The organism is Candidatus Peribacteraceae bacterium (genome assembly GCA_041661065.1).
Taxonomy (GTDB): Bacteria; Patescibacteriota; Gracilibacteria; order Peribacterales; family Peribacteraceae; genus CAIKAD01.
In genome coordinates this window covers 1,223,166-1,248,464 of record JBAZVD010000001.1, presented here as the reverse complement: position 1 = coordinate 1,248,464, position 25,299 = coordinate 1,223,166, and the positions used below count along the sequence as shown (strand labels likewise).

24 protein-coding genes and 2 tRNA genes are annotated in these 25,299 nt (G+C 57.1%); 10 read left to right on the top strand and 16 right to left on the bottom strand.

The window, feature by feature from the left end:
- Window positions 1-147 precede the first annotated feature (147 nt).
- A tRNA-Thr gene (locus tag WC698_05740) sits at window positions 148-222 on the top strand.
- Here WC698_05740 and WC698_05735 read toward each other — a convergent pair.
- The 6 genes from WC698_05735 to WC698_05710 all read right to left on the bottom strand — a co-directional run bounded on the left by WC698_05735 (window position 193) and on the right by WC698_05710 (window position 6,729).
- The gene (locus tag WC698_05735) at window positions 193-1,800 is read right to left on the bottom strand and encodes a recombinase family protein (GenBank protein MFA6039732.1); all 1,608 of its coding nucleotides are present in this window, start codon (window positions 1,798-1,800) and stop codon (window positions 193-195) included. The two genes, WC698_05740 and WC698_05735, sit on opposite strands and share 30 nt — an antisense overlap.
- Window positions 1,801-1,968: 168 nt before the next feature.
- The gene (locus WC698_05730) at window positions 1,969-2,271 is read right to left on the bottom strand and encodes a hypothetical protein (protein MFA6039731.1); all 303 of its coding nucleotides are present in this window, start codon (window positions 2,269-2,271) and stop codon (window positions 1,969-1,971) included.
- A gap of 115 nt (window positions 2,272-2,386) precedes the next feature.
- Window positions 2,387-4,498, bottom strand: coding sequence for a DUF3631 domain-containing protein (locus WC698_05725; protein MFA6039730.1), 2,112 nt, complete (start codon window positions 4,496-4,498; stop codon window positions 2,387-2,389).
- Window positions 4,495-4,785 carry a hypothetical protein gene (locus tag WC698_05720; GenBank protein MFA6039729.1) on the bottom strand — a complete coding sequence of 97 codons (291 nt, stop codon included), beginning with the start codon at window positions 4,783-4,785 and terminating at the stop codon, window positions 4,495-4,497. The genes WC698_05725 and WC698_05720 overlap by 4 nt, the downstream gene beginning before the upstream one ends.
- A gap of 197 nt (window positions 4,786-4,982) precedes the next feature.
- Window positions 4,983-5,150, bottom strand: coding sequence for a hypothetical protein (locus WC698_05715; protein MFA6039728.1), 168 nt, complete (start codon window positions 5,148-5,150; stop codon window positions 4,983-4,985).
- A 316-nt stretch (window positions 5,151-5,466) separates the two neighbouring features.
- The gene (locus WC698_05710) at window positions 5,467-6,729 is read right to left on the bottom strand and encodes a hypothetical protein (GenBank protein MFA6039727.1); all 1,263 of its coding nucleotides are present in this window, start codon (window positions 6,727-6,729) and stop codon (window positions 5,467-5,469) included.
- A 501-nt stretch (window positions 6,730-7,230) separates the two neighbouring features.
- On the opposite strand from WC698_05710, the gene WC698_05705 reads away from it, so the two are divergent.
- Together WC698_05705 and WC698_05700 are read left to right on the top strand one after the other, a co-directional pair.
- Complete coding sequence (locus tag WC698_05705) at window positions 7,231-7,623, top strand: hypothetical protein (GenBank protein ID MFA6039726.1); 393 nt, start codon at window positions 7,231-7,233, stop codon at window positions 7,621-7,623.
- Window positions 7,624-7,660: 37 nt separating this feature from the next.
- Window positions 7,661-8,875 carry an S-layer homology domain-containing protein gene (locus tag WC698_05700; protein ID MFA6039725.1) on the top strand — a complete coding sequence of 405 codons (1,215 nt, stop codon included), beginning with the start codon at window positions 7,661-7,663 and terminating at the stop codon, window positions 8,873-8,875.
- Window positions 8,876-9,536: 661 nt separating this feature from the next.
- Here the strand turns inward: WC698_05700 and WC698_05695 are convergent.
- The 3 genes from WC698_05695 to WC698_05685 form a co-directional block, all read right to left on the bottom strand.
- A complete protein-coding gene (locus WC698_05695; GenBank protein MFA6039724.1) occupies window positions 9,537-10,085 on the bottom strand; it encodes a hypothetical protein in 549 nt (182 codons plus the stop codon).
- A 117-nt stretch (window positions 10,086-10,202) separates the two neighbouring features.
- A complete protein-coding gene (locus WC698_05690) occupies window positions 10,203-10,697 on the bottom strand; it encodes a DUF4411 family protein (protein ID MFA6039723.1) in 495 nt (164 codons plus the stop codon).
- A complete protein-coding gene (locus WC698_05685; protein ID MFA6039722.1) occupies window positions 10,694-11,884 on the bottom strand; it encodes an ImmA/IrrE family metallo-endopeptidase in 1,191 nt (396 codons plus the stop codon). Before WC698_05685 ends, WC698_05690 begins: the two co-directional genes overlap by 4 nt.
- A 736-nt stretch (window positions 11,885-12,620) precedes the next feature.
- Here WC698_05685 and WC698_05680 point away from each other — a divergent pair.
- Together WC698_05680 and WC698_05675 are read left to right on the top strand one after the other, a co-directional pair.
- A complete protein-coding gene (locus tag WC698_05680; protein ID MFA6039721.1) occupies window positions 12,621-12,857 on the top strand; it encodes a GIY-YIG nuclease family protein in 237 nt (78 codons plus the stop codon).
- 223 nt (window positions 12,858-13,080) lie between these two features.
- Window positions 13,081-14,064: a hypothetical protein gene (locus WC698_05675; protein ID MFA6039720.1), complete on the top strand. Its 984-nt coding sequence runs from the start codon at window positions 13,081-13,083 to the stop codon at window positions 14,062-14,064.
- A 103-nt stretch (window positions 14,065-14,167) separates the two neighbouring features.
- On the opposite strand, the gene WC698_05670 is transcribed toward WC698_05675, so the two are convergent.
- Complete coding sequence (locus tag WC698_05670; GenBank protein MFA6039719.1) at window positions 14,168-14,842, bottom strand: site-2 protease family protein; 675 nt, start codon at window positions 14,840-14,842, stop codon at window positions 14,168-14,170.
- A 184-nt stretch (window positions 14,843-15,026) separates the two neighbouring features.
- On the opposite strand from WC698_05670, the gene rpmB reads away from it, so the two are divergent.
- Window positions 15,027-15,239: a 50S ribosomal protein L28 gene (gene rpmB, locus WC698_05665; protein ID MFA6039718.1), complete on the top strand. Its 213-nt coding sequence runs from the start codon at window positions 15,027-15,029 to the stop codon at window positions 15,237-15,239.
- A 70-nt stretch (window positions 15,240-15,309) separates the two neighbouring features.
- Here the strand turns inward: rpmB and WC698_05660 are convergent.
- Window positions 15,310-15,399: transfer RNA gene (locus WC698_05660), tRNA-Ser, on the bottom strand.
- Window positions 15,400-15,473: 74 nt separating this feature from the next.
- Window positions 15,474-15,725: a hypothetical protein gene (locus WC698_05655; GenBank protein MFA6039717.1), complete on the bottom strand. Its 252-nt coding sequence runs from the start codon at window positions 15,723-15,725 to the stop codon at window positions 15,474-15,476.
- Between the two features lie 229 nt (window positions 15,726-15,954).
- Between WC698_05655 and pheT the strand changes: the two genes are divergently transcribed.
- Window positions 15,955-18,378: a phenylalanine--tRNA ligase subunit beta gene (pheT, locus tag WC698_05650; GenBank protein ID MFA6039716.1), complete on the top strand. Its 2,424-nt coding sequence runs from the start codon at window positions 15,955-15,957 to the stop codon at window positions 18,376-18,378.
- 130 nt (window positions 18,379-18,508) lie between these two features.
- A complete protein-coding gene (locus WC698_05645) occupies window positions 18,509-18,883 on the top strand; it encodes a hypothetical protein (GenBank protein MFA6039715.1) in 375 nt (124 codons plus the stop codon).
- A gap of 7 nt (window positions 18,884-18,890) precedes the next feature.
- Here WC698_05645 and WC698_05640 read toward each other — a convergent pair whose 3' ends face one another.
- The 4 genes from WC698_05640 to WC698_05625 all read right to left on the bottom strand — a co-directional run bounded on the left by WC698_05640 (window position 18,891) and on the right by WC698_05625 (window position 23,248).
- Entirely contained in the window at window positions 18,891-19,757 is an 867-nt protein-coding gene (locus WC698_05640; GenBank protein MFA6039714.1) for a polysaccharide deacetylase family protein, read from the bottom strand.
- Between the two features lie 80 nt (window positions 19,758-19,837).
- Entirely contained in the window at window positions 19,838-21,814 is a 1,977-nt protein-coding gene (uvrB, locus tag WC698_05635; GenBank protein MFA6039713.1) for an excinuclease ABC subunit UvrB, read from the bottom strand.
- 192 nt (window positions 21,815-22,006) lie between these two features.
- Window positions 22,007-22,843: a ChbG/HpnK family deacetylase gene (locus WC698_05630; GenBank protein MFA6039712.1), complete on the bottom strand. Its 837-nt coding sequence runs from the start codon at window positions 22,841-22,843 to the stop codon at window positions 22,007-22,009.
- Window positions 22,844-22,885: 42 nt separating this feature from the next.
- Window positions 22,886-23,248, bottom strand: a complete 363-nt coding sequence (locus tag WC698_05625) for a hypothetical protein (GenBank protein ID MFA6039711.1) — start codon at window positions 23,246-23,248, stop codon at window positions 22,886-22,888.
- Window positions 23,249-23,389: 141 nt separating this feature from the next.
- On the opposite strand from WC698_05625, the gene serS reads away from it, so the two are divergent.
- Window positions 23,390-24,700, top strand: coding sequence for a serine--tRNA ligase (gene serS / locus WC698_05620; protein MFA6039710.1), 1,311 nt, complete (start codon window positions 23,390-23,392; stop codon window positions 24,698-24,700).
- A gap of 186 nt (window positions 24,701-24,886) precedes the next feature.
- Window positions 24,887-25,267 carry a hypothetical protein gene (locus WC698_05615; GenBank protein MFA6039709.1) on the top strand — a complete coding sequence of 127 codons (381 nt, stop codon included), beginning with the start codon at window positions 24,887-24,889 and terminating at the stop codon, window positions 25,265-25,267.
- The last annotated feature ends 32 nt before the right edge of the window (window positions 25,268-25,299 follow it).

Here is a 25,299-nt window from a genome sequence, read left to right as displayed (position 1 = left end):
GACGTATGCTATTGTTCCTCCCGATTGTTTCATTGCTGCATTGCTTCATTGTTTGCATGGCATGTGGCGGGTTGAGTGAGAATCATCCCAAGTCACGCTTGCGAACAATGGAACAATGAAACAATATAACAATGATCTTTCCCCCAAGCCGCCGTAGCTCAGAGGTAGAGCATCTCCATGGTAAGGAGAGGGTCACCGGTTCAATTCCGGTCGGCGGCTCCACAATGAAACAGCCTGTGTCAGAACGGGCTCTTTCAGCTCTGCGAAGCCACAATCGAGCGTTCCTAACCCGCCGAAAGCCTCTTCCATCCTCCCGTTCCACCGGGAGAACGTGAAGAATGGCTCTGTGAAGAAGAAAGAGAGCACTCCGTCGTTCAGTTCAATCCGCTGGCCGATGTCCCGGAGGAGGCGGAGGCGACCTTCCGGGTTTAGGCTGGCGAACTTCTCCCGGAGGTTCTTGATCTTGAGGAGCGCATCAACCACGTCGTCCCGCCACGTCTTCACGTGCTGCTTGTGATCGGCAATGAGCCGCTCGATCCGGTGCTGTTCCTCTTCGAGCGATTGCATCTTCCGCTTGAACGCCTCCTCCGGAATAGAGGCTTTTTCGAGGCGAAGATCCACGAGATCGTCGATCCTCCCTTCCGCTTTAACCTGTTCAATCTGTAAGTGTCTGAGTCCATCCTCATGGGCTCTGCGGCGGTCATCCTGCGAGAGCCGGAGCTCGTCGAGTGCCCACTCAATGAATGAGCGGGGCAACTGCGCCCGCATGACGCGCGGATAGAGCTGCTTCTCAAGTTCATCGAGATCGATGCGCGTGGTATCAATGCAATGCGAGTCCTTCTTTCGCTTGCTACAGCGGAAATACTGATACGTCTTCTCACGATTCTCTTTCTTGCAATATTTCCGCTTCACCTCCATGACGATCTTCCCGCTGCAATGGGCGCATTGGATGAGACCCGGAAAGGGATTCTTATGGCACTGTGAACGGGGGCGCCCTCTGGAACCGAGAATTTCCTGCACATGATCGAACTCCTCGCGTGTGACCATCGGCTCGTGCAACCCCGGCCACAATTTGCCGCACCAACGGAATTCGCCGTAGTAGAACGGATCATTGAACATGCGATACATGCTCGTAAGGGCGAAGGGGCGGGTCTTCCCCGTCCTGCCAAACTGGAGCGTGAGTCCCCACTCCGCCGCGAGTTTGTGGATCTCCTGAACAGTATGTGCACCGGAGAGAAGATAGTCCCAGCAGCGGCGCACAAGCGGGAAGCGTTCCGGATCCGTGTGGATCACTTTCTGCCCCTTGATACCGCCGTAGTCATTCAGGTAGCCAATGGGCGCAGCATGCGGTTTCCAGCCTGCTTGCACTTTCTGCCTCATGCCGCGCATCACGTCCTTTCCGAGATCGATACTGTACTGCGTTGCCATTCCCAGTTCGACACTCATCTGGATCACGTTATCGGATGGCAGGTACGTCTTCTCGGACGTCACGATGGCTTTGATGGTTCCCTTCTGCAAAAGCCACTGGACGCGGCCGCCGTCGACGGGGTTTCGGGCAAGTCGGTTGAGCCGCCAGCAGACCAGCACGTCCGCCTCGCCCTTCTCGATCCGGTCGAGCATGTCCTTGAACTTCTTGCGACCCGGCTCCTTCGCGGATGCTTCCTCTTGAAATGTTGTGATGATCTCAAAGCCCCCGCGGCCGGCAACCTTCTCGTTTTCCTCGCGCTGGCCTTGGAGGGAGAGGACCTGCTGGTCCTCCTTGTCCTTGGTGCTCTTCCGGCAGTAGTTGAAAGCTTTCATGGCGATGGTGGGGAGAAATGGCCCAAAGGGGCGACCCTGGTACCCCACATCGGTGACAAGACCTTTGTGGCAGGATCGCCCCTTTGAGCGCACTGAAACACTGGCTTGTCAGCGGTGATGTGGGGTACGAGGGCAGTATATCAACAGAGGGAGGAAAAGGGAACAGAATCAGTACGAGAGAACGAACGTATATTCCCCCCGTGCGGACGCAGGATGCGTTGATGTGGAATCGAGGATCGCCCACACAAATCTCTGGAATTCCGGTGTCTCGTCGGCGAAAAGATCATCCGCCATGCGGTCCACATCTGCCTGAGATAAGATCAGGATGCCCTGTTGCATAGAATCGACTGTCTCTATGTAGGCGCGGCCGTAGCCGCGTGCGGGGAGACGCAGGGCAACATCGTGATCCTGTTCATCGGCATGGATGACGTGCATCGGATCCCAACCGAATTTGGCAGGGTGGAGGAACATAAGCTTGGAGGGGTGCTTGGAAACGGTTCAATGGTTAGAGAAGGGGAAATGGGGCTTGGCTCTGCGGCAGGAGGCCTAACAGTATTTGCGTATCATCGGTTAGGCGGTTGTTGGCTCAGGATGGAGACGTGGGACCATCACTAACTGGACGCACCGATGCCAAGGGATCAGCGGCCCCCGCCAGTGTGACGCCGAGGCGTTCCGCTATCTCCGTAATCTTGGACTGCTTGATCAGGTATCCTCGCCTGTTGGTTCCATCAATACTTTTTACCTTTCCGCCGCCATGCCACAGGTCCAGGCGCTTGAGCATGGTGCTCAGCCACTTCCCGCGCTTCCCCTTGTTACGCTCATCGTTCAGCCACTGGAACTCGTCCGCCTGGTTATAGAGCGCGTCGTAGATATCCGTCGCGGTAATGAATGCCTCTTTCTCGCCTTGAAGTAGATGGAAAAGACACAGCAAGAATTCCGATTGCGTTTCATCGTCGCTCTCCAGCTGCCTCTGCTGTTCAATCTCCCGCGCCAAGGTAAGCATCCTGTCGGAAAGCGAGCCGCTGGGATCGGCTATTTTTGCAAGAACGAGGATCGGACGCCAGATCTCCGCTTGTCGTGCGCTGAGATCGTTGGTTTGAAACTCCAACAGCGTTCTCTGGATCGTTCCGAAAACTTGCAGCGCCGCGGGGTAAATGAGGCTGCGGAGATCCGCCCATTCGCGCGAGTCGACATTCACTTCCCTGTTGGCTATCTGCGCGTTCTTCGAACGCAACATGGTCAGCGGGATGCAGCGGGAGTGCAATGCGATTTCCAACGGCTTCGTCCCCGCAATCGCCTTGGGCGAGTAGGGGTCATACCCCACGACGACAATTTGTTCCTTGATTGTCTCACACCGGGGAATGCTTCCCCCGCGCTTGTAGCCGGTCCGTAAGATCTGGAGGATGGCCGCGCTTACGTCATCCTTCGCCCTGTTGAGCTGGTCGGCTTCGTCGAGCCCGCAGACAGCACCGTTGCTGTGGACGAGACGGAAGAGGGCGGGCGCGGTCGTATTCGTCGTCATGATGCCGTTGAACCCGAGTAGAACCGCAATCTGGACAATCTTCGTCTTGCCGCTCTGGAAAAGGCCAAAAATATGCAGGTATGGGAAGGCGTGGAAGATGAGATAGAAGTACGTGCCGAGGATCCAAAGCGCGATGCACTCGTAGAGCCGCTGATCGGGAAGATCTACGTAGTACGCCAATTTATCGACGATAAGTTGAAACACATCGCCAAGGGACAGCGCTTCGGCTCCGTCGAGGTAATCGAGGAGTTGTTGCTGGTCCCACCGGATCTGCTCACTGGGAACGGGCATGCGTGCGATCCGAAATCCCCGCCGTGCGAATTCCTCCGGGGCGCAGTGGAAGCATTCGCGCTTCGATGTCACCGTGAAGAGCTGCAAATTACCGTCCTGGAAAAGCGTGACAGTGTAATAGGCCGTATCGTCGGCGAAAGCTTGGAGCGGCATGATCGTCCGCTGATTGCCATCGCGTCGGAGCGATTCCTTGAGAACGTCCTCCTGTGACGGCGGGACGTAGCGCTTGCATAGCGCGAGGAGCTCACCGGCGGCATCGTCACTGTGGTGCAAATGCACGAAATCGGTCACGTCACCCTTTTCCTTCTTGAAGTGGTCCGGCCACTCAATACGATGCAATCTCCATTTGGGAAGGCGTGTGGCAAGGAGGAGGCAAGCCGCTTCCATACCCTTCCCGCCAGCCTCGTCATTGTCATAGAGGAAATAAACATCAATAGCTTCTGGAAAACGCTGGAGGATACCCAGCCACTCCTCGTCAAAGGTCTCTGCCCCGGCTGTCCCGCAGTATGCGTTGAAACCAAGCTGGCGGGCGATGAGCGTATCCGGTTCGCCCTCACAGAACACCACCGGGCAATTCTTGAGATCAAGGGATTGGAGCGGGTAGAGCTGGGCGTTCCTACCTCCGGGATACACCATTCCTTTCGATTGTGCGCCCGACCCGTCAGGTAACTTCTTGAGCTTCTTGAAGACACAGGTGCCGTGTACGTCGTTAACGGGGAAGGAGTACCACAACCAACTGTAATGCGAGGCGAGACCGATCTTGTACTGTTTGATCGTATCAAGAGTGAAGCCACGCACATCGGTGAGATGCTTGAGCCGGGCTTCATCCGCAAGCAGTGCTTCATGGTCAGTCTGGATATCGTTAGGAGTAAGTTTGCTACTCATGGGAAACGGGAGGAAAGGATGTCAACAGCGGTCTTAAAGTCACAATCTCGTATGTGCATCACGAAATCGATCACGCCACCCTTCGAAACTCCTCCGGATGTCTTGCCGCTCCATCGCTTCCAGAAGTTCTTGCTCTCAGAAATCGAAAGGGATGTGTAGCCGATTGGATCGTTGGCATCCTTCACATGCCATGAGCCGCAGCCAGTACGCTTCAGTTCAATGCCAAGGGCTTGAGCGGCCTGCAGGATGGAGATGCGCCGGAGTTCCGCAATATCACGCCGAGGCATGTGCTTGATGGGAAGGAACTGAACAGCCGGGATTGCCCAGCTCCAGTGTCGCCCCCCACGCTTCGGCGAGGCGGATAACCGCAAGAGTGAGGTCTTGGGAAGAATCTCCCCGAGAGCGTTGTGCGATAGCCGTTGTTGGAAGAGAATATGTCATAGAAAAGGGGAAAGAGATGAAGTCTTGAAAAGGATCACTCCTCTCAAGGCGGCTCTCTTTCTCTTTGGTACATGGCGGGATCTGCAAGCACACCCACCACGCGGATGAGCCGCTCGCCATACTCAGCCGCCTGCTCGTCGGAGATCTCTTGCCCGAAATGCTTCTTCCAGAGCTTCTTGAATGAGCCTCTGCTGGCTGGAGAGAGACTCATGGCTGCTGATGGGCGTATATCCTCTGCTTGAGGAGCTTTTGGGTTTGCATGAGATGCAGCGGCTCAACGCGCGCCCTCCCGTTCCAGAAATCCTCGATGACCCTGCGGAGCTCAGGTGTATCTCGGAAACAGAACACAACCCTCTTCGGGTTACGGAAATCCATGCGGAGCAACTGCTGCCCAACTGCTATGGCGTAGGATGCACTAGCGAGGTCACTAGTGGGATACTCATGATTCATAGGGGCGCGAGTTATTGCGCCCGCGAATGATATGAATCAACTGTCACTATGTTGCCCCGCGAAGAGTCACTCAAGCGTCACTCTTGTTCCACGAAGATCCATCCTTGTGACCGTACATTGCGGATTTCGAACTTTCCCAGACGATGACCCTTTAACCACACTCGAACTATTGACACATATTTTCTCAGATTCGTACACTGTGGCTTCTTTGGATCTCGCGCATTATCACCCCATTCGGCACGGGCGAGATCGTGATAGGTCGTCAATTTGCCTGAGTTTTTGAATAAGGCATATAGTGCCTTTGCATAGCGTCCATCCAGGGTTTGTAAATTCTCTTTCAACCAAACATGACCTGCGACATCAGCACGAACCTTTCCCGCAAATGCAGACGCCTCGCCCTTCGGTACTTCCGGCTCTCTAATTGATATGGAAGGAGTGCCCGTCTCCCGGGCAACGAAGTTTGGTATTTCCATCCAAAAATCCAGCACCCCGTCTCGGGTTCGGATTTCATGAATGTGACAAGCCCCATCCTTCTCAAGGATCAGAAGGTCTTCGATTGGATGGAAACGGCGTACATCTTTCTTGAACGCCCTCAGGAATGAGGCAAATTCGTCATGGTTGATCCAATGCCGAGAATAGGAATCCAAATGAGAGAAGATTTTGTCGATCACTTTTTTCTGGTCACTCCAGCGATATTTCGCCTGATCTCTTTTCTCTGTATCCCATAGCACCCGATCGGACTTGAGGGCGTTGAGATAATTTTCCAACAGCTGCCGCAGAGCCTGAAGTGACGGTGATAGTTTTGTGAAATCAATTGCAAGCGGACGAATGGATGCAAGGTTCAAGACAATCCGGGCATCTTCATTGGGCACTCTGCGCATCTCTGGTCCATCCTTAGTCATCACCTCGGACTCGGCAACGCCAGGACAAAGATAGTCGTGTGACTGCTCAACGGTCGCGCGACATCCTGCTAACACATCAAGAATGATGTCTTTGTTCTCCGATGCAACCAACGAAAGCTTCCGTTTTTTTGCTTGTTTCCAGAGCTCTTTCGTTTGCTTCGACTGCAATTCAGAAAGGAAGGGATCTCTCTTACCAAATAGACGCTTCACATCGCCCGTATCAAGTTGCATCGGCAGGGCGATGCTCTCCTTGTTACAGAGTGATACCAGCTCATCAAGTACGCCCCTCGATCCATGCCCCTTCTGCGCGGCTACTCGCCCCCAGAGCAGGTCGTGCACCAGCTGTTGATCCGCCGCAGTGTCATCCCCCTGCATGTCGGAGAGGAGATAGAGCAGCACAACAAGTTCTGTGCTCCAAGGTTCCTGATTCATACTCATATTGGCTGCATTGTAGCCAAAGTAAGGGATTTGTTACAGGGATGGACGCTGCTACAATACTTACGTTGCCAGCAATGTCGTGGGCTTTCATGCCCGTTTATTTCCTCACAACGCAGAAAGGGGCGCCAGCCTCTGGACAGCGTGTTGTGAGGGAAACCTCCGGCATTGCTGGCAACTCCAAGTTGGCGTCCCTTCTTGGTGTTTCCCCTCTCGTTATGAAAATTCGGCAAATCAACTACCGGAGCCTAAGACATAAATTCATTGCATTTGTACTGGCCAACAAGTTTCTGCGGCCTATCGCAATATTCGTATGTATCCTGTTTATCATTCTCACAGTTCTCAATTTATTCTTTCTCACCGCAGAAGAGGGAATCGCATGGATGATAGGTGCGACCATCGCATCAGTGCTTGGAGGGTATGTATTCCGAAAAAAAAGGACGGCCTAGTCGGGTGCCTCCTTTCGATATTACTTTCTTCCCATAATTCTTTCCTCTCCTCACTATGGGCATCCTCGATTTCTTCGGCAAAGACGCGATCAGCGACATGGACGAAACTGGTGTTGTAGTGAACAGCAAAGGGAAAGCAATTCCCGCCGGTGTGCCGAGAATACAGAACACTCAATACCTTAATTCTACTCCTCTAAAGCTTTCGTTCAGCGACATTCTGACCATTGCCTTGTTGATCGTGTGTGCATACTGGCTTCTTTCTTATGTCATTGAGGAACTACCCTCCACACTCAATCCTTCTGATCTTGAGTTGACTCAGGGGGAGTTGCCGATTGCTCGTTTCATTGGAGGTCTTGTGATTCCATTGTTGCCCACACTATTCTTTCTGTTCATCCTTTGGAGGAGCATAAAGAAGAAACGGCGGCAAAAAATTAGGACAGCCGACTAGGCTGTCTCTTTTATATTACCTTCTTCCCACCATTCGTATGAAATTATCCTTGTTCACTCGTTCTGCGGTATTGGCCGGGATCCTTCTGATCACACCTCAAGCACAAGCAACGCTATACAGAACCGATGTAGGAAATATGCAGAAGCTCAATAAGGAGGTTATAGATCTGCAGAACACGATCAATTCTCTCAGCAATGAAATCCTTCAGCAGCGCATGAATCAAATGCAGCGCGACATGGATAATGCTGCCATGGGAGCAGCCGCACGGAGGGGAGCATATTCCAATGCTCTCGCGCAACTATACCAAGATGCAGCAGCACAGTGCCCCACTCACTCACGGGCACCGGAACTAAATGAGCTCCTGAGTGATATCATCCTCCGGGAACAAGAATTGAGCGATATCATGAAATGTGCAAATGCTGTGTGCACGCCGGAAATTAAGGAGCGCCTGTCTCCTGAGATTGTCGCTGGTTTTGAACGCATGTCATATTCGGAAAAGGCAGAAGCTTGGGGTGATGCCTTTACGGAACTGCTTGATCTTCAGGATGTTCGAAATGAACGCATAATCGCGAATACGGGTTCTTGCCAATGTGATGATGGCTGGGTTGCAAGCAGCAGTAAGTCTGCCTGCATCCGCAACGGCAGTGATACCCCGACAAACTTCCCGGCCACAACCCAGCGGGGGGGTTCTCTACCGCCGGATGTCGCGGCTGACACATGGTATTCCCAGACAGTCTCCGATTTCATCGACGCGGGTTTTGTCAGCAATAAAGAGTTGTTTCGTCCTGACGCCCTCGCTACCCGTGCCGAATTCATACGGCTCATCGTAGATATGAATGGAGGTGTCTTATCCTCGCCCCCCGCCAAGGCCAGCTTTTGGGATGTCCCGGTGGGTTCCCCAGAGTTTGCGTACATGGAGGAAGCGGCAAAGGAAGGATGGATTGCGGGAAAGGGAAATTGCTATGGCAAGGATCTCTGTTCGGCGCAACCGTACATTCCGATTAGCCGAGCTGAAGCTACAGCCATTATCATCAGGTCATTTGCACTTGAAGGAGGCGAGGCTCCGACATTCGAAGATATTCCTGACGGGGCGTGGTACGCGGATGCCATTCGTACTGCTGCAAGCCGGTGTATTTTGCAGGGCGATGGCGGGAGGAGACTGGTCCGGCCGGCTGCGAACATGAACCGCGCGGAAATGATCGTCATGCTTGATCGCGTAGATCGTGGCCTTTCTTACCCTAACTGTTTGTAATCCATTCCCAACATCCCTATGCAGACCGAACCCACCAACAAGAAGTCTCGTGCGCATTCACCGCTCCGAGAATACGTTTTCATTCTTCTCCTCATTCTTGCAGTACTATGGTGGATAAAGGAAATGTACGAGGTGATTAGGCTCTCTGGAGACACTTTCGGCACTGTTCCGGCCTTGATTGGAGTTTCAATAATCCCACTCGTCATCATTCTGTTCCTTTGGAGACGTATCAGAAAGAAACACTGGTAAGGAGCCAAACACGATTATGCCGGTATGGAAGCCGGACGAGCCCTATCCCACACCACGGGCTTCGCATTGCCTGCCTGCGCCCTGAGCGCGTCCTGGAGTGCTATCACGCTTCTCTGACCGCCTGCCGTTCCTACGCCATCCATGGAGGCAATAGAGGATCATCAGGATGCCTTGGGGATTGCCCCAGCCGTTCAAGAGGAATGTGGCTCCTGCTCCGCCTTCCCCTGCGCGATGGCTTGACTTAATTCAGGCAATCCCCTGCGTGAGGGCCGCCGAAAGCTCATGGTATGCGAACTGATTCTGTCCGTCTTTTTCCATCTGACAGCGCAAGCAGATCTTGTTTCCCTGCGCGATGGCAGCCGACACATCGACGTACTCCCTGCGCGATGGCGTCGGATAATTTGGGAAGTAGTTAAGCTGGCCGTGCCTTTTCCCACACCACATGCCTAGTACTGGCCGTTTGCGCTGCCAAAGCCTCCTGGAGGCCGTCTGGTGCGTCTTCCGACCGTCTACCGTCCTTGCGCCATTTATGGAGGCAATAAAGCAGGATCAGAATGCCCTGGGGGTTGCCCCAGCCGTTGACGAGGCAGGTGGCCAGCCACTCCTCTTGCACTGCTTTCCCCTGCGCGAGGGCATGGCAAAAGTCGGGATAGCGCCGGCGCCAGTAGTCGAGGGTGTCGTAGCTCACGCCAAGGCGTGCGGCAACACTCCTCAGGGTGAAGATCATCCGAGGATCAGCCAACATGTGGTAGGCCATAGCGCAGAACTCCTCCCGGTACTTCGTGGGTCGTCCGAAGCGCTTGATGCCGGAATTAATGGCAGGGTCGCAGAACTGCTGTTCGGCGGGTTCGGGACCCATAAAGTGTTCTCGATAGATCCGTTCCTGTTCCGGTCCCCAGAGCTTGAGCCTATCGCTCTGATCGGGCTCGTTGTTGGCCGCTGCTCTGCTTTTCTGTCCCATGGCTCTATTCTATCCCCGCCACTGGCGCGCGCGTAGTGGCATCGGGGAAGCTTCTCCAGGATGTGCATGTGAATGCGCCGAGGCCGCCTCCAAGGTTTCCGTCAACAAGCGTATCACTCAAAACTTCCATCCCTGTTCTCTGAAGAAATCCAGAATGGAGATGCATTTCACCTTCCTTGCCGCACAGACATCAGGAATTTGTGGCCGATTGCGTCTCGAGCTGTTCTTTTCAGCCGTGATCACCGTCCACTTCTTCGCCTCCGCCATGGCAATGACGAAGGGGTCGGCCTGTTCTCCCATCCTCTTCGTATCAACCAATTCTGGAGAATCACGCATGATCTCAGAAACGATGCGCGTTTGATCGGCATCGATGGGGTGTTCCAACCCGCATTTCTTCGCCCAATCGTATGCACCATCGTCCTTCTTGTTGAGTTCAAGGAGCACCTCCTTGGGGGAAACGATTTCGCCCCCCTGAATCATTTTCTCGATGTTCGTTTTGAGGGAAGGAAAAATATCAAAGGAATACCATCCATAATCCTTGCTCCACATGTAGATGATGCAGTTGCTATCCATACAGTAGCCCGCCGACGTGAAAAGGGCTTGCTGCGTCATGGAAGAGTATTTCGCACCATCTCGGAGAGCTTTGGCAGATATTTCAGCTTCAGCTGCAAGTAATCGGCGGCCTCGCCATAGGTGAGCTTCCCTTTGCTGCTACCCTCAAGAACGAGAGAGGAAAAAGTTGCTCCATTTTCTCGGAATGCTTCCTTGGACATATTTCTCTGCCCTCCCTTCTGGGTTTTCTTGGGAACCTGATTGTTCCACTCTTCCCTCATTTGCCTATAGAAACTCTCTGTGGTGAGTTCAAACGTGAGGAGCCGTCGCAGTATCGTCTCCCGGCTCACCTTATACATCTTGGCGAGCGTGATGAGCACATCGTTTCCCCACACCTTATGTGGAAGATTGTCTCTTACAATTCGTTCTTGAAGAAGGTCGTCCTTCGGGACAAGGAAAGCCGCCGCAAAGCGATTGCAGAATTTCTCAATGGCGCCGACGCGTGCATCGAATCGTAATTGCCTGCCATGAATACTCTGGATGCCGCTCTCATTAAGGACCAGATGGGCATACTCATGAAAGAGTGAAAAGATCTTCGCAGAGAGGGCATCGCTATAGTTGATGACAATGACGGGGGGCATCTTGCCATCACCAAACAGTGAGAACCCCCGTGCTTCTTTGATATCCATCTTCTGCTCCAGAACTAACACTCCTTTCTCTTCAATAGCATTCTTCCATTTCGCCAATGCCATGTTGTCATCCTTCCATTTCTGTTGCTCCTCCACCGTAATACCCAACTCCTCCCTCAGGGTTCCAGCCAGTGCCTCAGGCGGAACATTCAAATTTATCCCTTTGATGCGAACCGGAGCATCATGGCCCAACTCCTCTCGTAGCCCCACAGATAGCTCTTGAATCCTTGTGGCTCTCCGGATAGCAAGGAGGGTTTTCTTTGAATACTCGATGCTGCCGTCTTTTCCCTCAACAGGAAGAGTCCGGAAATCCTCAGGCAACGGCGGCTCATTCGGCGGTGACGTCAGGAAGAAGATTGCTAAGGGTCTCCTATAGAGGCTGGCCAGATTCCGAAGACGAGGCACACTAATCTCGCTCTCTTGTTTCTCCCATCGTTGCATAACCTCTTCTCCTACATGAATGGATCTTGCGGCATCATCTATATCTACGCCGCTAGTCGTGCGCGCCCATTCCAGAAGTTCCGGCTGGACCCGAACAGTGACGACTTGAGGAGACATGATGATGGGAGATTGAAACGTATCTTAGCACGGCTGAGACGGTTGCGATGGCATTTGAGTCTTTGTTTTCGGTAAGCGGTAAAATCAAGTGCACCCCCTGTGGCCAAATTATACTGACGGATTAAGTACATAACCCAAGTAGGACTGACGGCAAGGACACTGCATCCCTTCATTTGTCTCCCCGATTTTTTTTCGAGATTGTCGCCGATTTTTTTCAAAGGCAATTTGTATGAGCATGGTACCCATAAAATGGAAACACCCCGTCAGAGGAACCCAGCGGAATCGAAACGAAAATCTGGAAGCCGGGATGTGGAAAAGGAGTGTCATTTGGGATTGCCTGAAGAGAAAGGATTGCGCGTCTGCGGACGCGCCTTGTCGCGCGAGCTCCGGGGCAAGCGTGCCGGGTGGTAAAGCGCCACGCTCAACAAGGCAAACAGCTAGCTGCAAGACAGCAGAACTGATGGACCGCTATGACGGTTACCGTTTTCTACGCTGCCGCAACACAACATCAAGGCGGAGTAACCGCTGTAACCGACAGGTTAGGCGTCTCCCTATGCGCAGCTTCCGGCCATCATCACAGTCCTAACTTCCTCTATCCAGGAGCTCCATCCGGCTTCGTCCGTCCGCTGAGGCGGACGAGACTACGCCGCGATGTGGCTGTGGACAGGGAATCGAAGCCGGATGCCGCGGCGGAGTCACGGCGGAGCGCTAGCGGAGCCGGGCATACTCGTGCCTTATGTTTTTCGTCTACGTCCTCGAATCCCTTGATGGCTTTCATTGGTACGTTGGCATTACCGATGATGTCCAGCGGCGCTTGGCTGAGCATAACGAAGGTCGATCGATGTACACGAAGAAGCACAAGCCATGGAAAGTGAAATCGTATACCGCGTTCCTTGAACGTGCACGCGCCGAAGCATTCGAGCGATATCTGAAAACTCATTCAGGCCGAGCGTTTACCAAGAAACACTTCTGAGACGGATCCGCTTTATGAATCGCAACAGGCGCTGCTATTCGTGATGTTCCACAATGCTCGATACATGTTCTGTATAATGCGAAGCCGTATGATGTTTCACAATGCCCGATATGTGTTTAAATAATGCGCAACCTTATGATAGGGGCAAAGAAGAAACGAAATGGCCTGCCACAGCCCATTTATGTGTAATTGACATAGTTAAATAATAAAATATAATCATAATATGAGCGAAACGCCTTCACGGTTGAATCATGCCGAAAAGCGGTTGCAGGACGTCCTCACCGCTCCGTCAGTTCCTCATGAACAACTCGAACGGGTGCGCGAGGAAATCCGGGAGGTGTGCGGGGAGCTGGGGGTGATAGCCCGGAGCGATCTGCGCGAGGAACAGGCGCGTGCTCTTGTACAAACGATCGAGAATTTGATCCGTTTATTCCGGGAGAGCGCGCTGCCGAGGGAATTGATCAAGGACATCGCGGGGCATTTCGACGGCATTCTCAAAGCTATTCCCTGCGAACAGGATCCCGTGCTCCATGCAGCCGAGCAGCGCACCGGCCTCCCCATACTCCAGGAGATGCTCATCACGGAAGTCTCGCTTCCCGCGCTGATCGAGGAGATCCGCTGGGGGGAAGCCGTGCGTGAGGGGATAGCAAAGGCATGGTTCCGCAGGGAAGACGCGGATTGCCTCCTCGACAATGTGCGAGTGAAGGGCGCCGCCCAGGAACATCTGGTCCGCACGCTCATCACGTTATCCGGCGAAAAGTTGACACCCGTGCGCGTGGAGCACTGGCCCACGCTCCTCGCAGACCTTGCATCGTCCGTCGATCACGTCACGAACGATCCTCGGAAGAGCCGGGAATGCGTCATGAATGTGTTCTGGATGTTCACGGAATCCATCGCAATGGATTACCTCCGACACTTGTCACCTGATGAACAGAAGCGCCTTGTGGAAGCCCTGGGAATTGCCGAGGATGTGGATGTGCAAGAGCTGGCAGAGGAGCTTGGGGTAAGACACCCTGAACTCGACCCGTCGGAGAGGGAACGGTGGGCGGCGGACTTCTTCGCAGATGTGCGGAACAGCGCTGACGCTACGGCTCGGGAGACCGGATATGCATACCCCGACGAGAAAAAGCTGCCTATAAGAGTGGTGGGTGCGTCGCGCATTCTCGCAAGGGCACTGAGGAATTTCCTGTATCCGGAAGAGCGATGACGGGAGTGAAGCTCCCCGGTCTGATCCGACTCCGTCAAGACTTCACCGGACAAGCGGTCGGGGCATCTCCTGATACGCTTCGCGGCTCCATCCCTCATCCCCTTCACATCCATCCAAATAAAACCTGCAGCAGCGAGAACGCCGCGCCCATGATTCCCTCTATCCACGTGGAGAGGAAAGGGAAGCCGATCAGGCGTTCCGCAACCAGGAGGAAGAGGAGAACGAACGGCCCGCGCCGCATGAATTCGGCGTATGCATCCTGGTAGCGGTAGGGGATGAGCGCCTCCAGCACGTGCGATCCGTCCAGCGGGGCGATGGGGAGCAGGTTGAACGCCATGAGGGCCAGGTTGATGAAGAGGAGGCCCCCCAGGAGCGAACCCGCGAACTGCACGCCCACCGAGGCCTCGGGCATGGGCGAGAGGAGGCCTGTGACGGATCCGGGGACGGCGCGCGCAAGGAGCGCGAGCCCCGCGAAGGAGACCGCCGCCATGAGCAGGTTGCTCAGGGGCCCCGCCAGGGAGACCAGTGCGTTGTCCCGCACGGGGTGGCGGAAATTTGCGGGATTCACCGGAACGGGCTTGCCCCAGCCGAACCCTACGAAGAGGAAGAGGAGGGACCCGATGGGGTCCAGGTGGGCGACGGGGTTGAGTGTCACCCGGCCGGCCATATCCGCCGTGGGGTCGCCCAGGCGCTTGGCTATGTAGGCGTGCGCCGCCTCGTGCACACTGAGGGCGATGAGGATGGCGATGATGAAGGTGGGGTTGAGGAAGGGGGTCATGTGTTGGAATATCCTATCGGTTTCTCCCCATAAAGTGAACCGGGAAGAATGGAAAATGGGAAATGCAAAATGCAAAATGCATGATAAATTCATTTTCCATTCAGCATTTTGCATTTTGCATCAGGCAACGGTCCTTCATGGTAGATTGACGGTAAGCCAAAACATCCATACACTCCCCCCGCTCATGGCCAGACGTTGCGTCCGCACCGGCAAGCACACGGGTTTCGGGAACACCCGCAGCCACTCGCTGCGCCACACCCGCAGGACGTGGAAGGCGAACATCCAGAAGAAGCGCGTGTTCGACCCCAAGACGGGAGAGTACAAGACCATCAAGGTGGCGGCGAGCTACTTGAGGACGTTGGCGAAGAGGATGCAGGAGGGGAAACCGGCGTATTGATACGGTCACCGAAGATAGGTAGGAAGCCGTCGCGGCGTAGTCCCGAGCGCTGCCGAGGGACGAAGCCGGATGGCGGAGAGGGAGGGATTCGAACCCTCGAGACCCTTGCGGGTCTACACGCTTTCCAAGCGTGCGCACTAGACCACTATGCGACCTCTCCGTGGAGCTTTACTGTGCCACAAACTTGACGGGAGGGAAACCCTCTCTGAGACCAAGATCCGGCCATGCGCTCCCTCACTTGCAGCACCCGCCGCAGCATCCGCCTCCCAGGCTTCTCTTCAGGTACTTGTAGAAGAAGATGAAGCTGAGCACGAAGGCGATCACGGAGAGCGAGCCGCCGGACGTGCCGAAGACGAAGCCGTCGCTGTACACGTGGGCTTTCACCATATCCACGGCGGCAACGACGGTGGTGAGGAGAAGGAACGCCGCAGCGAACATATTCCCGATGAGGGGAGAGGCGGCATCGGATTTCGAGGATGGCTTCATGGCCATGGGAAAACGGGGGAGATGTGGCAATGAGACTACAGGGTGAGGGATATCCTCTACAAGAAACGGCACGAGAGTCGCCTCGACATGAGTACATATCTCGTATTTCGTATTGCGTATTACGTCGTACGTATACGGAGCCCTCATTATACGCAATACTCGATACGGTATACGGAATACGCATCAGCGAAGCCTTTAAAAGACTCCTTCCTTCAGTCATACTCCTCCTATGAAGATCTCCCTCAGCTGGCTCAAGGATTTCATCACGCTCACGGAAACCGATCCGCAGGCGATTGCGCAGACGGTGACGGAGCGGATCGCGGAAGTGGATGAAGTGGAAGAGATGGGGGCGCTCCTGCGGGACGTGGTGGTGGGGCAAGTGCTCACCTTGGCCAAGCATCCCAACGCCGACAAGCTCACGCTCGCGGATGTGCGGACGGACCGCGGCGTGAAGAAGGTGGTGTGCGGGGGGACGAACTTGCGGAAGGGCATGCGCGTGGCCTTCGCGCACGTGGGTGCGCGGGTGCGCTGGCACGGGACGGAGATGGCGACGCTGGAAAAGGCCAAGGTGCGCGGCGAGGAGAGCGAGGGGATGATCTGCTCGGCGGAGGAATTGGACCTCGCCGCACGGTTCCCGCAGGAGACGGAGCGCACCATCATCGACCTCGGCGACGGAGAGGAGGACGTGGGGAAGCCGCTGAAGGAATACCTCGACCAGGACGATGCGGTGCTGCACATCGACAATCACGCCATCACGCACCGCGCGGACCTGTTTTCGCACGTAGGGATGGCGCGGGAGTTTGTGGCGGCGGGCTTGGCGGAATGGAAGAAGGAACCTTCCCTCCCCTCCCTCGCCTTCCCGCAAACCCCCTTCCCGTTCTCCATCACGGCGGAACAGAAGAAGCTCGTCCCGCGCTACCACGCGGTGATGCTGGAGATCCCCGGCCTGGGGCAGACGCCCGCATGGATGAAGCGGCGCCTGGAAGCCACGGGCTGGCGCAGCATCAACCTGCCCATCGACATTACGAACTACGTGATGATGGAGACGGGCATGCCGCTCCACAGCTTCGACGCGGCGGACATCAAGGGGGACGTGCGCATGCGCCGCGCGAAGAAAGGGGAGAAGATCCGAACACTCGACGGGGAGGAGCGCGAGCTCTCCAAGGGGGCGCTCGTCATGGAGGATGCGGAGGGGATTTTCGATCTCCTCGGGATCATGGGAGGCCTGCGGGGATCCACCAAGGAAGCCACGAGGAAGATTTGGCTGCACAGCGCCGTGGTGGACCCCGTGAACACGCGCCAGACGGTGATCGCCATGGGGCACCGCACGGACGCCGCGACGGTGTACGAGAAGGGCGTCCCTCCCGTGGCGGCGGAGTTCGGGCTCCTGCGGGCGGCGCAGCTCTTCCTGGAACTCATCCCCGGCGCCCGCCTCGCTTCCGCGCCGCTGGCGTGGGGGGACGAACGGAGGGAGGCCAAGCCCATTACGCTCCGGCTCGCCCGGGTGGAGAATGTGCTCGGCACGTCGGTTCCCGCGTCCCGCGCTACCAAAGCCCTCACCGATCTCGGCTTCTCCGTGGAGGAGAAGGGGAAGACGCTCAAGGTGACGCCGCCGCCGTGGCGGCTGGGGGATATCCGCGGCGAGCATGACCTCATGGAGGAGGTGGGGAGGATCGTGGGCTACGACGCCATCGAGCCCGTGATGCCCGCCGCCGTGCTCACGCCGCCGCCCCGCGACCATCGCTTGCACGCCCTGCGTGACGCGCTCAAGGAGGCGGGCTGCATCGAAACACGCCCGCTCTCCCTCGTAGGCGGCGCGCTCCTGCGGAAGGCGGGAATGGACCCCGGAGAAGCGGTCGTCATCCGGAACCCTTTGGGCGAAGAGACGAGCCTCCTCCACACCGGCACCCTGCCTTCGCTCCTCGAGCACGCCCAGCGGAACATCCTCGCGGCGGGCACGCTCCTGCGCACGTTCACGTTCTCCCGCGTCTTCACGCGGACCACGGATGCCGGGCACAACCGGGAGGGCGCGAAGGAGCACTCCGAGCTCTCCGTCCTCTTCGCCGACCTGGAAGGGAAGGGTAACGCGGACCTGAAAAGCGATCCCTTCCTCCTCCTCAAGCGGGAACTCTCCCTCGCCCTCTCCGCCCCCGGCTTCAAGGCGGAATGGAAGCGTGATGATGCGCCGGCGCCGTGGATGCACCCCGGCCGCTCCGCCCTGCTCTCGGTGGATGGCGAAACGGTAGGGCGGTTGTTCGAAGTCCATCCCCGGATCCGCAAGAACTTCGATCTTCCCCACCGCGCCGCAGCGGCCGTTGTGGACCTCGCCCGCCTCCTCTCCCTCAAGGGGAAGACCGTCGTCCCGCTCCCGCTCCCCGCCTTCCCCGCCGTCACGTACGACGTCACGGTAACACGCATGCAAGAGCAGCGGACGGAAACGCTCCTCGCCAAGCTCCGCGGCGCCTCACCGCTGCTGGAGAAGGTGGAAGTGGTGGATCTCTTCAGCGGCAAGGGACTGGAAGAGCGGCAGTTCAACCTCACGCTGCGCTTCACGTACAGGACGGCGGACCGGACCTTGACGGAGGAGGAGGCGCAGAAGGCGCACGCCGCCGTGACGGCAGTCCTCACCGCCGCCTCCAACCAATCCTCGTAAAGAAATGTGACAACACCGTTGCCAACAAAGGGGGCGAAAGCCCCCTTTCTTGAACGGAAAGCCCTGTCAGCCCATTTTGACAGAGCCATTCCTTTGGAGGAGAATGCCCTCCTTTTCCCCTGATCTCCCCATGAACAAAGAGCGGCAGGCGTTCCATACTCTCGAACAACAAGCCCTCACCCACCTTCAACTGGTGGCACGAAGCCTGGAGCAAGAAGCGGTGAATGGCGGGCTTTCCCGCGGCATGCGTACACACCGGCGGCGCGTCACCCAAGTGCTCAACCGGAAGACGGCGGAACAGCACCACCGGGAAGAGAGGGATATGCAACGACGGCTGGATCCGCCCGTATCGCTGCAAGCCCGTTATGACAAAGGATACGACAAGGGCCGCCGCGATGTGGATGAGTATCTTGGAGACCGGAGTACGGAAATCGGCGATCGCTGGGAACACCGGGGATACCGCGACGGCTACAGCAAAGTCGGTCGGAGAGAGATACGGCAATAGGAGGCCTCTACGGCAATACCCTCGCCAGATCCGTCTCATCCGTTATCATGATGCGGGGGACACGGAGGAAGTCGTCCTTCTCGGTGGCGCGGCGGGGATCCATGAGCGTGCCGGTCACGTAGCCGGCCGCCGCCGTCCGCTCCCGCACCAACGCGTTCTGCATGGTGGCGGGGTAGGCGATGTGCCGCACCGGCTTGCCCGTGAGTTCCCGGAGGATCTTCCTGCTCTCCGCCAATTCCCAATCGAGCTCCGTTTGACCCAACCGCGTGAGCTGCAGGTGGTTGACGGTATGGGACTGGATGTCCATCCCTGCCTCACTCATTTCTTTCACCTGCGCGCGCGTGAGGTTGGCTCCCGCATCCAGTGTTTTGGTGATGAGATAGAACACCGCCGTAAAGCCGTGCTCCTTGAGGACGGGATAGGCGAGGCCGTACTGGCTGCGGTGGCTGTCGTCGAAAGTGATCACCACCGGCTTCACCGGGCCGAGGATCTCCCCCCGCGCGATGCTGACGAACGTATCCAGGTCCACCGGCGTGTACTCATGGTCCTCCAGCCACTGCATCTGCCGCGCGAACACCGCGGGGGAAACGGACATCTTCCAGCTCCAGGTTGTCTTTGGATAGGGCTGGGCGGGACGGAGATGATGATAAACGAGAAGCGGTATGGAGAAGCTAATGTCTTGCTTGTTGATGAATGGAGCAAGGGAGGAAGAAACCGAGGAAACCGAAGAAGCCGACGATCGCGATGGAGCGGCGGTATGGGATAACCGGCGCGCCAGTCGTTCCGCCCGTCTCTCTTGCATCGTCTTCGCCGAAACCGTCACGACGCCCGCGAACGCGAGGAAGACGGCGAGGAGGACCAGGGAGCGGCGCATGGCATTCATCCTACCAGAACTTGCTACAGAGATGGGAAAGGTGGAAACAAATCAATAATCGGCTGAAGAGCAATCTCAACTCACAATTCCCTCCGCAGCAATTCAATCTCATCCCTCAAATCCGCAGCTTTCTCAAACTCCAAATTCTGCGCCGCCAGCTCCATCTGCTGCTCCAGCTCCTCCATGAGCCTCTTCTTCTCGTCCTTGGGGATCTTGGTGTGGTCGTACTTGGGGCGGCGCAGCTCCAGCCTCTTGCCCTCCTCCGCGATGTTACGCACCGCTTTAACGATGGTCTGCGGCGTGATGCCGTGCTTTGTATTGTAGGCTTCCTGGATGGAACGCCGGCGCTCCGTCTCCGCCAGGGCGGCCTTCATGGCGTCCGTCATCTTGTCCGCGTAGAGAGTGACGTGCCCGTTCACATTGCGCGCCGCGCGGCCGATGGTCTGGATGAGCGCATCGCGGGAGCGGAGGAAGCCCTGCTTGTCCGCGTCCAGGATGGCGATGAAGCTCACCTCGGGGAGGTCCAGCCCTTCGCGCAGCAGGTTGATGCCCACCAGGATGTCGATCTCTCCCGTGCGCAGCTGCCGCAGGATCTCGATGCGCTCCAGTGTTTCCACATCGCTGTGGAGGTAGCGGACCTTCTGCCCCGCATCCTTCATGTACTGCGTAAGGTCTTCGGCCATCTTCTTGGTGAGCGTGGTGATGAGGACGCGTTCCTTGTTCTTGAGCGTCTTCTGCACCTCTTCGAAGATGTCGTCGAGCTGGTGTTTGCTGGGCTTCACCGTCACCTGGGGGTCCAGGAGCCCCGTGGGCCGGATGATCTGCTCCACGAGCCGCTCCTTGGGCGTCTGCGCGAACTCGTACTTGCCCGGCGTGGCGGAAACGTAGACGCGCTGCCCCACGCGCTGCTCGAACTCCGCGAACTTGAGGGGGCGGTTGTCGTGCGCGCTGGGGAGGCGGAAGCCGTAGTCCACCAGCGTCTGCTTGCGGCTGTGGTTCCCCTCGTGCATGCCACCCACCTGCGGGATGGTGATGTGCGATTCGTCCACGATGAGGAGGAAGTCCTTGGGGAAGTAATCGAGGAGGGTGGAGGGAGGGGAGCCCGGCACGGAATCGTTGAGGTAGCGGACGTAGTTCTCGATCCCGGTGCAGTAGCCCGTCTCCTTGAGCATCTCGATGTCGTACTCGGTGCGGGTGCGGATGCGCTCCGCTTTGACGAGCTCATTCTTGTCGTGCAGCTCCTTCTCGCGGATGTCCAAATCGCGCTTGATGCCCTCGATGGCATTGTCGATCTTCTCCTTGGTGGTCACGTTGTGCGCAGCGGGGAAGATGGTGACTTCCTGCAACTCCTTGAGGACCTCGCCCGTGAAGCTGTCCACCTCCTGGATCACCTCGATCTCGTCGAAGGGCAGTTCCATGCGGATGGCCGTGTCGCCGCTCGGGGGAAAAATCTCCACGGTGTCCCCCAGCACGTGGAACATCCCCTGCTTGAAGTCCATGCCGGAGCGGCGGTACTGGATGTCCGTAAGGCGGCGGAGGAGCTGGTCGCGCTTGATCTTCTGCCCGCGCTCCAGCTTCATGGCCAGCGCCTCGTAGTCCTCCACGTTGCCCAGGCCGTAGATGCAGCTGACGGAAGCGACGATGAGCACGTCGCGGCGCATGAGGAGGTTGTAGGTGGCGGCGTGGCGGAACTTCTCGATCTCCGCGTTGATGCTGGCGTCCTTCTCGATGTAGGTGTCGGTGGTGGGGAGGTACGCTTCCGGCTGGTAGTAGTCGTAGTAGGAGACGAAGTACGAGACGGCGTTCTCCGGGAAGAACAATTGGAACTCGCTGCAGAGCTGCGCGGCCAGGGTCTTGTTGTGCGCGAGGACCAAAGTGGGGCGCTGCACCTGTTGCACGATGTTGGCCATGGTGAAGGTCTTCCCCGTGCCCGTAGCCCCCAGGAGCGTCTGGTGCTTTTCGCCCTTCTGCAACCCTTCCACCAGCTTCGCGATCGCCGCGGGCTGATCGCCTGTGGGCTGAAAGGGGGAGACTAACTTGAAAGGAATGGTGTTCATGGGAGGGAAGGTTGACTTGCCCTGTACCGGAGCCCCTCGGATTTCCTCGGGGTAAACTCCGCGAGTGGTGCAGGGAAGTCCGAGCATGATAGCGCAAGCGGCGGAACGATCAAACGTTTCCCTTCTTCCTTCCTGTCCTGGAATCCTCAATCTTGCGGGTATGTCCGGGCTCTTGTTTCCTTGGATCCTTCCTCACAGATCCCCCCACCCGATCAGCTCCACCTTCCGCTCCACGAGGAAGGCCTTGAACGATTCGTCCGTGAGCATCCGCAGCTCCGTCTGGCGCTGGGGGTCGAGGTCGAACGGCGTGCCGTAGGCGCAAGGACTCCCCGGATGAACCATCAATTCCGTCGTCCCTTCCGGCAGGCGGCTGATGACGTGGCGCAGGTTCTTGGCCGACGCGTTGTCGAGCAGGGTGTGGCCGCGGAAGTGGTCGGTGGAGGCGATGCCTGCCGCTTCGAAGAGTTTTCTCGCTTTCTTCGCCATGGCGTTGATGGCGCGCGTCGCCGCCAGTTGTTCCTCGGGGACGTTGAAGCCGAACGGAGGGAGCGGCTCCTCGCAGGGGATGCGGACCAAGCGGAGCCCGTAGCGCTCCATGGCGGGGATGAGCGCGGCTGCCACGGCGGGATGCACGTGGGCGTCCCAATTGCCGGAGACGTGCGTGAGGGTGAGGCCGCTCTCCAGCGCCCACGAGATCTGCGCCCGGATCTCACGCTCCAGATGTTCCTGCTGCACCTTCCCTTCGTCGAGCAGCGTGAACAGACGCTGCACGGGATGGAACCTGCCGGTCATGTCCAAGAGAGATGCCACGTCCCCGGGCTTACTGAGGGGATACTCCTCCGTCAGATTCACATGCAGCCCCACGGGGAGCCCGCGCTCCCGCGAGCGCTTTGCCGCCGCATCACTGTCGCTCCCGTTCGGCCACAGAGAAGCGGCCGTCACCGCCCCGAACTCCGCGCACAGAAAAATCCCGTGGGAACGCTGTGCGTTCACACCGAGGTCATCGGCCGTAATGATCAACCGGGGCATGCGTACATCCTAACCTCTTCCCTTCTTCAAGACACCCGATGATCACCCCTCTCCGTCCGTCGTTGTTTCCATGGCACGCAGGCATGTCTGCATCTTTCGTACGGCCTCTTCCAGTTCCGGAGGTATCTCGACCGTCATCGTCAACCCCTCCTTCTCATTGAAGAGTCCCTCCCCCTGTTCCATGCCACGAATGGTCTTCACGGGCTCCGCATAGAGCGCACGAGTCCAGGAACGCACATCATCCGAAGACATAACATTAATGATGTTCGCCCAATACTTGTCATCTAACGGAACCCCCTGCAAACGAGCCGCATTCATGATGTGCTCCAGGAGCTCTTGGCGTTCCTCCGGCGTGGCCTCTCTTTGTTGTTCAATGTCTCCAGACTCAGGTATGGATTCAGGCATGCGCACATGCTACATCCCCCTTCCTCCGGCACAATAAAAAAGGGGAAGCGTGCGTGAGTAGCATTTCCATAAGCCAAAATAATAGCGGCCGACGGCTTTCCTTCTGTTGCTGAGCCGTACCCCAAGGGTACAATCCCCCCCATGATCGACCTGGCTGACCTTCGGCAACACCCCGACGCCTACAAGGACGCCGCCGGGAAGAAGCGCATCAAGGTGGACATCGATGCGTTCCTCGCGCTGGACGAGGAGCGGCGCTCTCTCTTGAAAGAGGTGGAAGAGATGCGCGCCAAGAAGAACGCCGTGAGCGGTAAAGTGCCGACGATGAAAGGGGACGAGAAGAAGAAAACGATTAAGGAGATGAAGGAGCTGGACGTGACGCTCAAGGAGCAGGAGGAGCAATTGAAGAACGTCGAAGCGCAGTGGAACAACCTGCAACTCCAGCTCCCCGTGATCCCGCTCCCGCAGGTTCCCGTGGGGAAGGATGAATCGGAGAATGTGGAGGCGCACAAGTGGGGCGACCCGGCGGCGGCACTCAAGGTAAAGAATCCCAAGGACCATGTGACGCTGGGCGAAGAGTTGGACATACTGGATATTCCCCGCGGCGCAAAAGTGGCCGGTGCGCGCAGTTATTACCTCAAGGGGGACGGCGCGCGGCTGGAGATGGCCGTACTGCAGTTCACCTTGGACCACTTGCGGAAGAAAGGGTGGACACAGTTCACGCCCCCTTACTTGGCAACCTACGAGTGCTTCATGGGGACGGGATTCTTTCCGGGCGCCGACCAATCGAACATTTACGCGGTGGGCGAGCAAGCGGAGAAAGGTGCTGCCATAACGCCGGACAACCTCTACCTCATCGGCACATCGGAAGTGACGGTGGCCAGCTACCACATGGGGGAGACGCTGGAAGCGGAGAAGCTCCCCAAGCGCTACGCGGGATTCTCCCCGTGCTTCCGCAGGGAAGCCGGCACGTACGGCAAGGACACCAAAGGCCTCTACCGCATCCACCAGTTCCAGAAGATCGAGCAAGTCGTTCTCTGCGAGGCGGATGTGGAGAAGGGGATGAAGATGTTCGAGGAGATCCGCACGAACGCGGAGGAAGTGCTTCAGGCGCTCAAACTTCCCTACCGCATCCTCTCCATCTGCACGGGCGACCTGGGGAAGGGGAAGCTCTTCCAGCAGGATATCGAGACGTGGATGCCGAGCAGAAAATCGTACGGCGAAACGCACAGCTGTTCCTACTTGGGAGATTTCCAAGCGCGCCGCCTGAACATCAAATACATTGATGGCGATGGGAAGAAGAAGTTCGTCCACACCCTCAACAACACCTGCATCGCATCCCCGCGCATCCTGATCCCCCTCCTCGAGATCTACCAGAATGAGGATGGATCGGTGACGGTTCCGGAGGTTCTGCGACCGTATATGGGGGGGCAAGAAAGGATAGAGAAGAGGTGAATGTTTTCTGTTCTTGTGAAACCCTCATCCTAACCTTCTCCCTGGGAGGGAGAAGGGATGTATGTGTTTTCTGTGTACCATCACATGTATCCATTTTTTGCCTGTCACTTGCGCCAAACAAGATGTCACCTCATTTCACATGACCATCAGAGGGCATCCGTTGTTCCATTCTTGGATACTGGAGCCATGCAACAACACCACTACCTCATCGCCGACGACGTGGATGAAGTGAAAATCGGACGCATCCGCTCCTCCATCGAATGTGCCGACCCCATGGCGGAAATCCACATCGCACGCTCCGTGCGGGAAGCCCTGGCGCTCACGGATGCCGTGGAATTCGATGCCGCCGCCATCGACTTCGATTTCCTCGGCGAGGCAGAGAACGGCGCAGACATCATCCGGACGCTGAGGGGAAAAAATGCGCAAGCGGCGATCGCGCTGGTGACCGCGCGGGACGAGGAAGCCTACGAAGAGGCGAGCGCCCGTGCGTTGGATGCCGGGGCGAACGCAACCTTCACCTCCGCAACCTCCTTCGAGAGCGAACTCCAAACCACCCTCGCAGCCTGAACAATGCAGCGGAAAGGATGCTATGCTTGCTC

What these genes read in the sequence shown, in the direction of transcription:
- WC698_05735 (MFA6039732.1), bottom strand. Translation starts at nt 1,800, where the DNA reads ATGAAAGCTTTCAACTACTGCCGGAAGAGCACCAAGGACAAGGAGGAC.
- WC698_05730 (MFA6039731.1), bottom strand. Translation starts at nt 2,271, where the DNA reads ATGTTCCTCCACCCTGCCAAATTCGGTTGGGATCCGATGCACGTCATC.
- WC698_05725 (MFA6039730.1), bottom strand. Translation starts at nt 4,498, where the DNA reads ATGAGTAGCAAACTTACTCCTAACGATATCCAGACTGACCATGAAGCA.
- WC698_05720 (MFA6039729.1), bottom strand. Translation starts at nt 4,785, where the DNA reads ATGCCTCGGCGTGATATTGCGGAACTCCGGCGCATCTCCATCCTGCAG.
- WC698_05715 (MFA6039728.1), bottom strand. Translation starts at nt 5,150, where the DNA reads ATGAGTCTCTCTCCAGCCAGCAGAGGCTCATTCAAGAAGCTCTGGAAG.
- WC698_05710 (MFA6039727.1), bottom strand. Translation starts at nt 6,729, where the DNA reads ATGAGTATGAATCAGGAACCTTGGAGCACAGAACTTGTTGTGCTGCTC.
- WC698_05705 (MFA6039726.1), top strand. Translation starts at nt 7,231, where the DNA reads ATGGGCATCCTCGATTTCTTCGGCAAAGACGCGATCAGCGACATGGAC.
- WC698_05700 (MFA6039725.1), top strand. Translation starts at nt 7,661, where the DNA reads ATGAAATTATCCTTGTTCACTCGTTCTGCGGTATTGGCCGGGATCCTT.
- WC698_05695 (MFA6039724.1), bottom strand. Translation starts at nt 10,085, where the DNA reads ATGGGACAGAAAAGCAGAGCAGCGGCCAACAACGAGCCCGATCAGAGC.
- WC698_05690 (MFA6039723.1), bottom strand. Translation starts at nt 10,697, where the DNA reads ATGACGCAGCAAGCCCTTTTCACGTCGGCGGGCTACTGTATGGATAGC.
- WC698_05685 (MFA6039722.1), bottom strand. Translation starts at nt 11,884, where the DNA reads ATGTCTCCTCAAGTCGTCACTGTTCGGGTCCAGCCGGAACTTCTGGAA.
- WC698_05680 (MFA6039721.1), top strand. Translation starts at nt 12,621, where the DNA reads ATGTTTTTCGTCTACGTCCTCGAATCCCTTGATGGCTTTCATTGGTAC.
- WC698_05675 (MFA6039720.1), top strand. Translation starts at nt 13,081, where the DNA reads ATGAGCGAAACGCCTTCACGGTTGAATCATGCCGAAAAGCGGTTGCAG.
- WC698_05670 (MFA6039719.1), bottom strand. Translation starts at nt 14,842, where the DNA reads ATGACCCCCTTCCTCAACCCCACCTTCATCATCGCCATCCTCATCGCC.
- rpmB (MFA6039718.1), top strand. Translation starts at nt 15,027, where the DNA reads ATGGCCAGACGTTGCGTCCGCACCGGCAAGCACACGGGTTTCGGGAAC.
- WC698_05655 (MFA6039717.1), bottom strand. Translation starts at nt 15,725, where the DNA reads ATGAAGCCATCCTCGAAATCCGATGCCGCCTCTCCCCTCATCGGGAAT.
- pheT (MFA6039716.1), top strand. Translation starts at nt 15,955, where the DNA reads ATGAAGATCTCCCTCAGCTGGCTCAAGGATTTCATCACGCTCACGGAA.
- WC698_05645 (MFA6039715.1), top strand. Translation starts at nt 18,509, where the DNA reads ATGAACAAAGAGCGGCAGGCGTTCCATACTCTCGAACAACAAGCCCTC.
- WC698_05640 (MFA6039714.1), bottom strand. Translation starts at nt 19,757, where the DNA reads ATGCGCCGCTCCCTGGTCCTCCTCGCCGTCTTCCTCGCGTTCGCGGGC.
- uvrB (MFA6039713.1), bottom strand. Translation starts at nt 21,814, where the DNA reads ATGAACACCATTCCTTTCAAGTTAGTCTCCCCCTTTCAGCCCACAGGC.
- WC698_05630 (MFA6039712.1), bottom strand. Translation starts at nt 22,843, where the DNA reads ATGCCCCGGTTGATCATTACGGCCGATGACCTCGGTGTGAACGCACAG.
- WC698_05625 (MFA6039711.1), bottom strand. Translation starts at nt 23,248, where the DNA reads ATGCCTGAATCCATACCTGAGTCTGGAGACATTGAACAACAAAGAGAG.
- serS (MFA6039710.1), top strand. Translation starts at nt 23,390, where the DNA reads ATGATCGACCTGGCTGACCTTCGGCAACACCCCGACGCCTACAAGGAC.
- WC698_05615 (MFA6039709.1), top strand. Translation starts at nt 24,887, where the DNA reads ATGCAACAACACCACTACCTCATCGCCGACGACGTGGATGAAGTGAAA.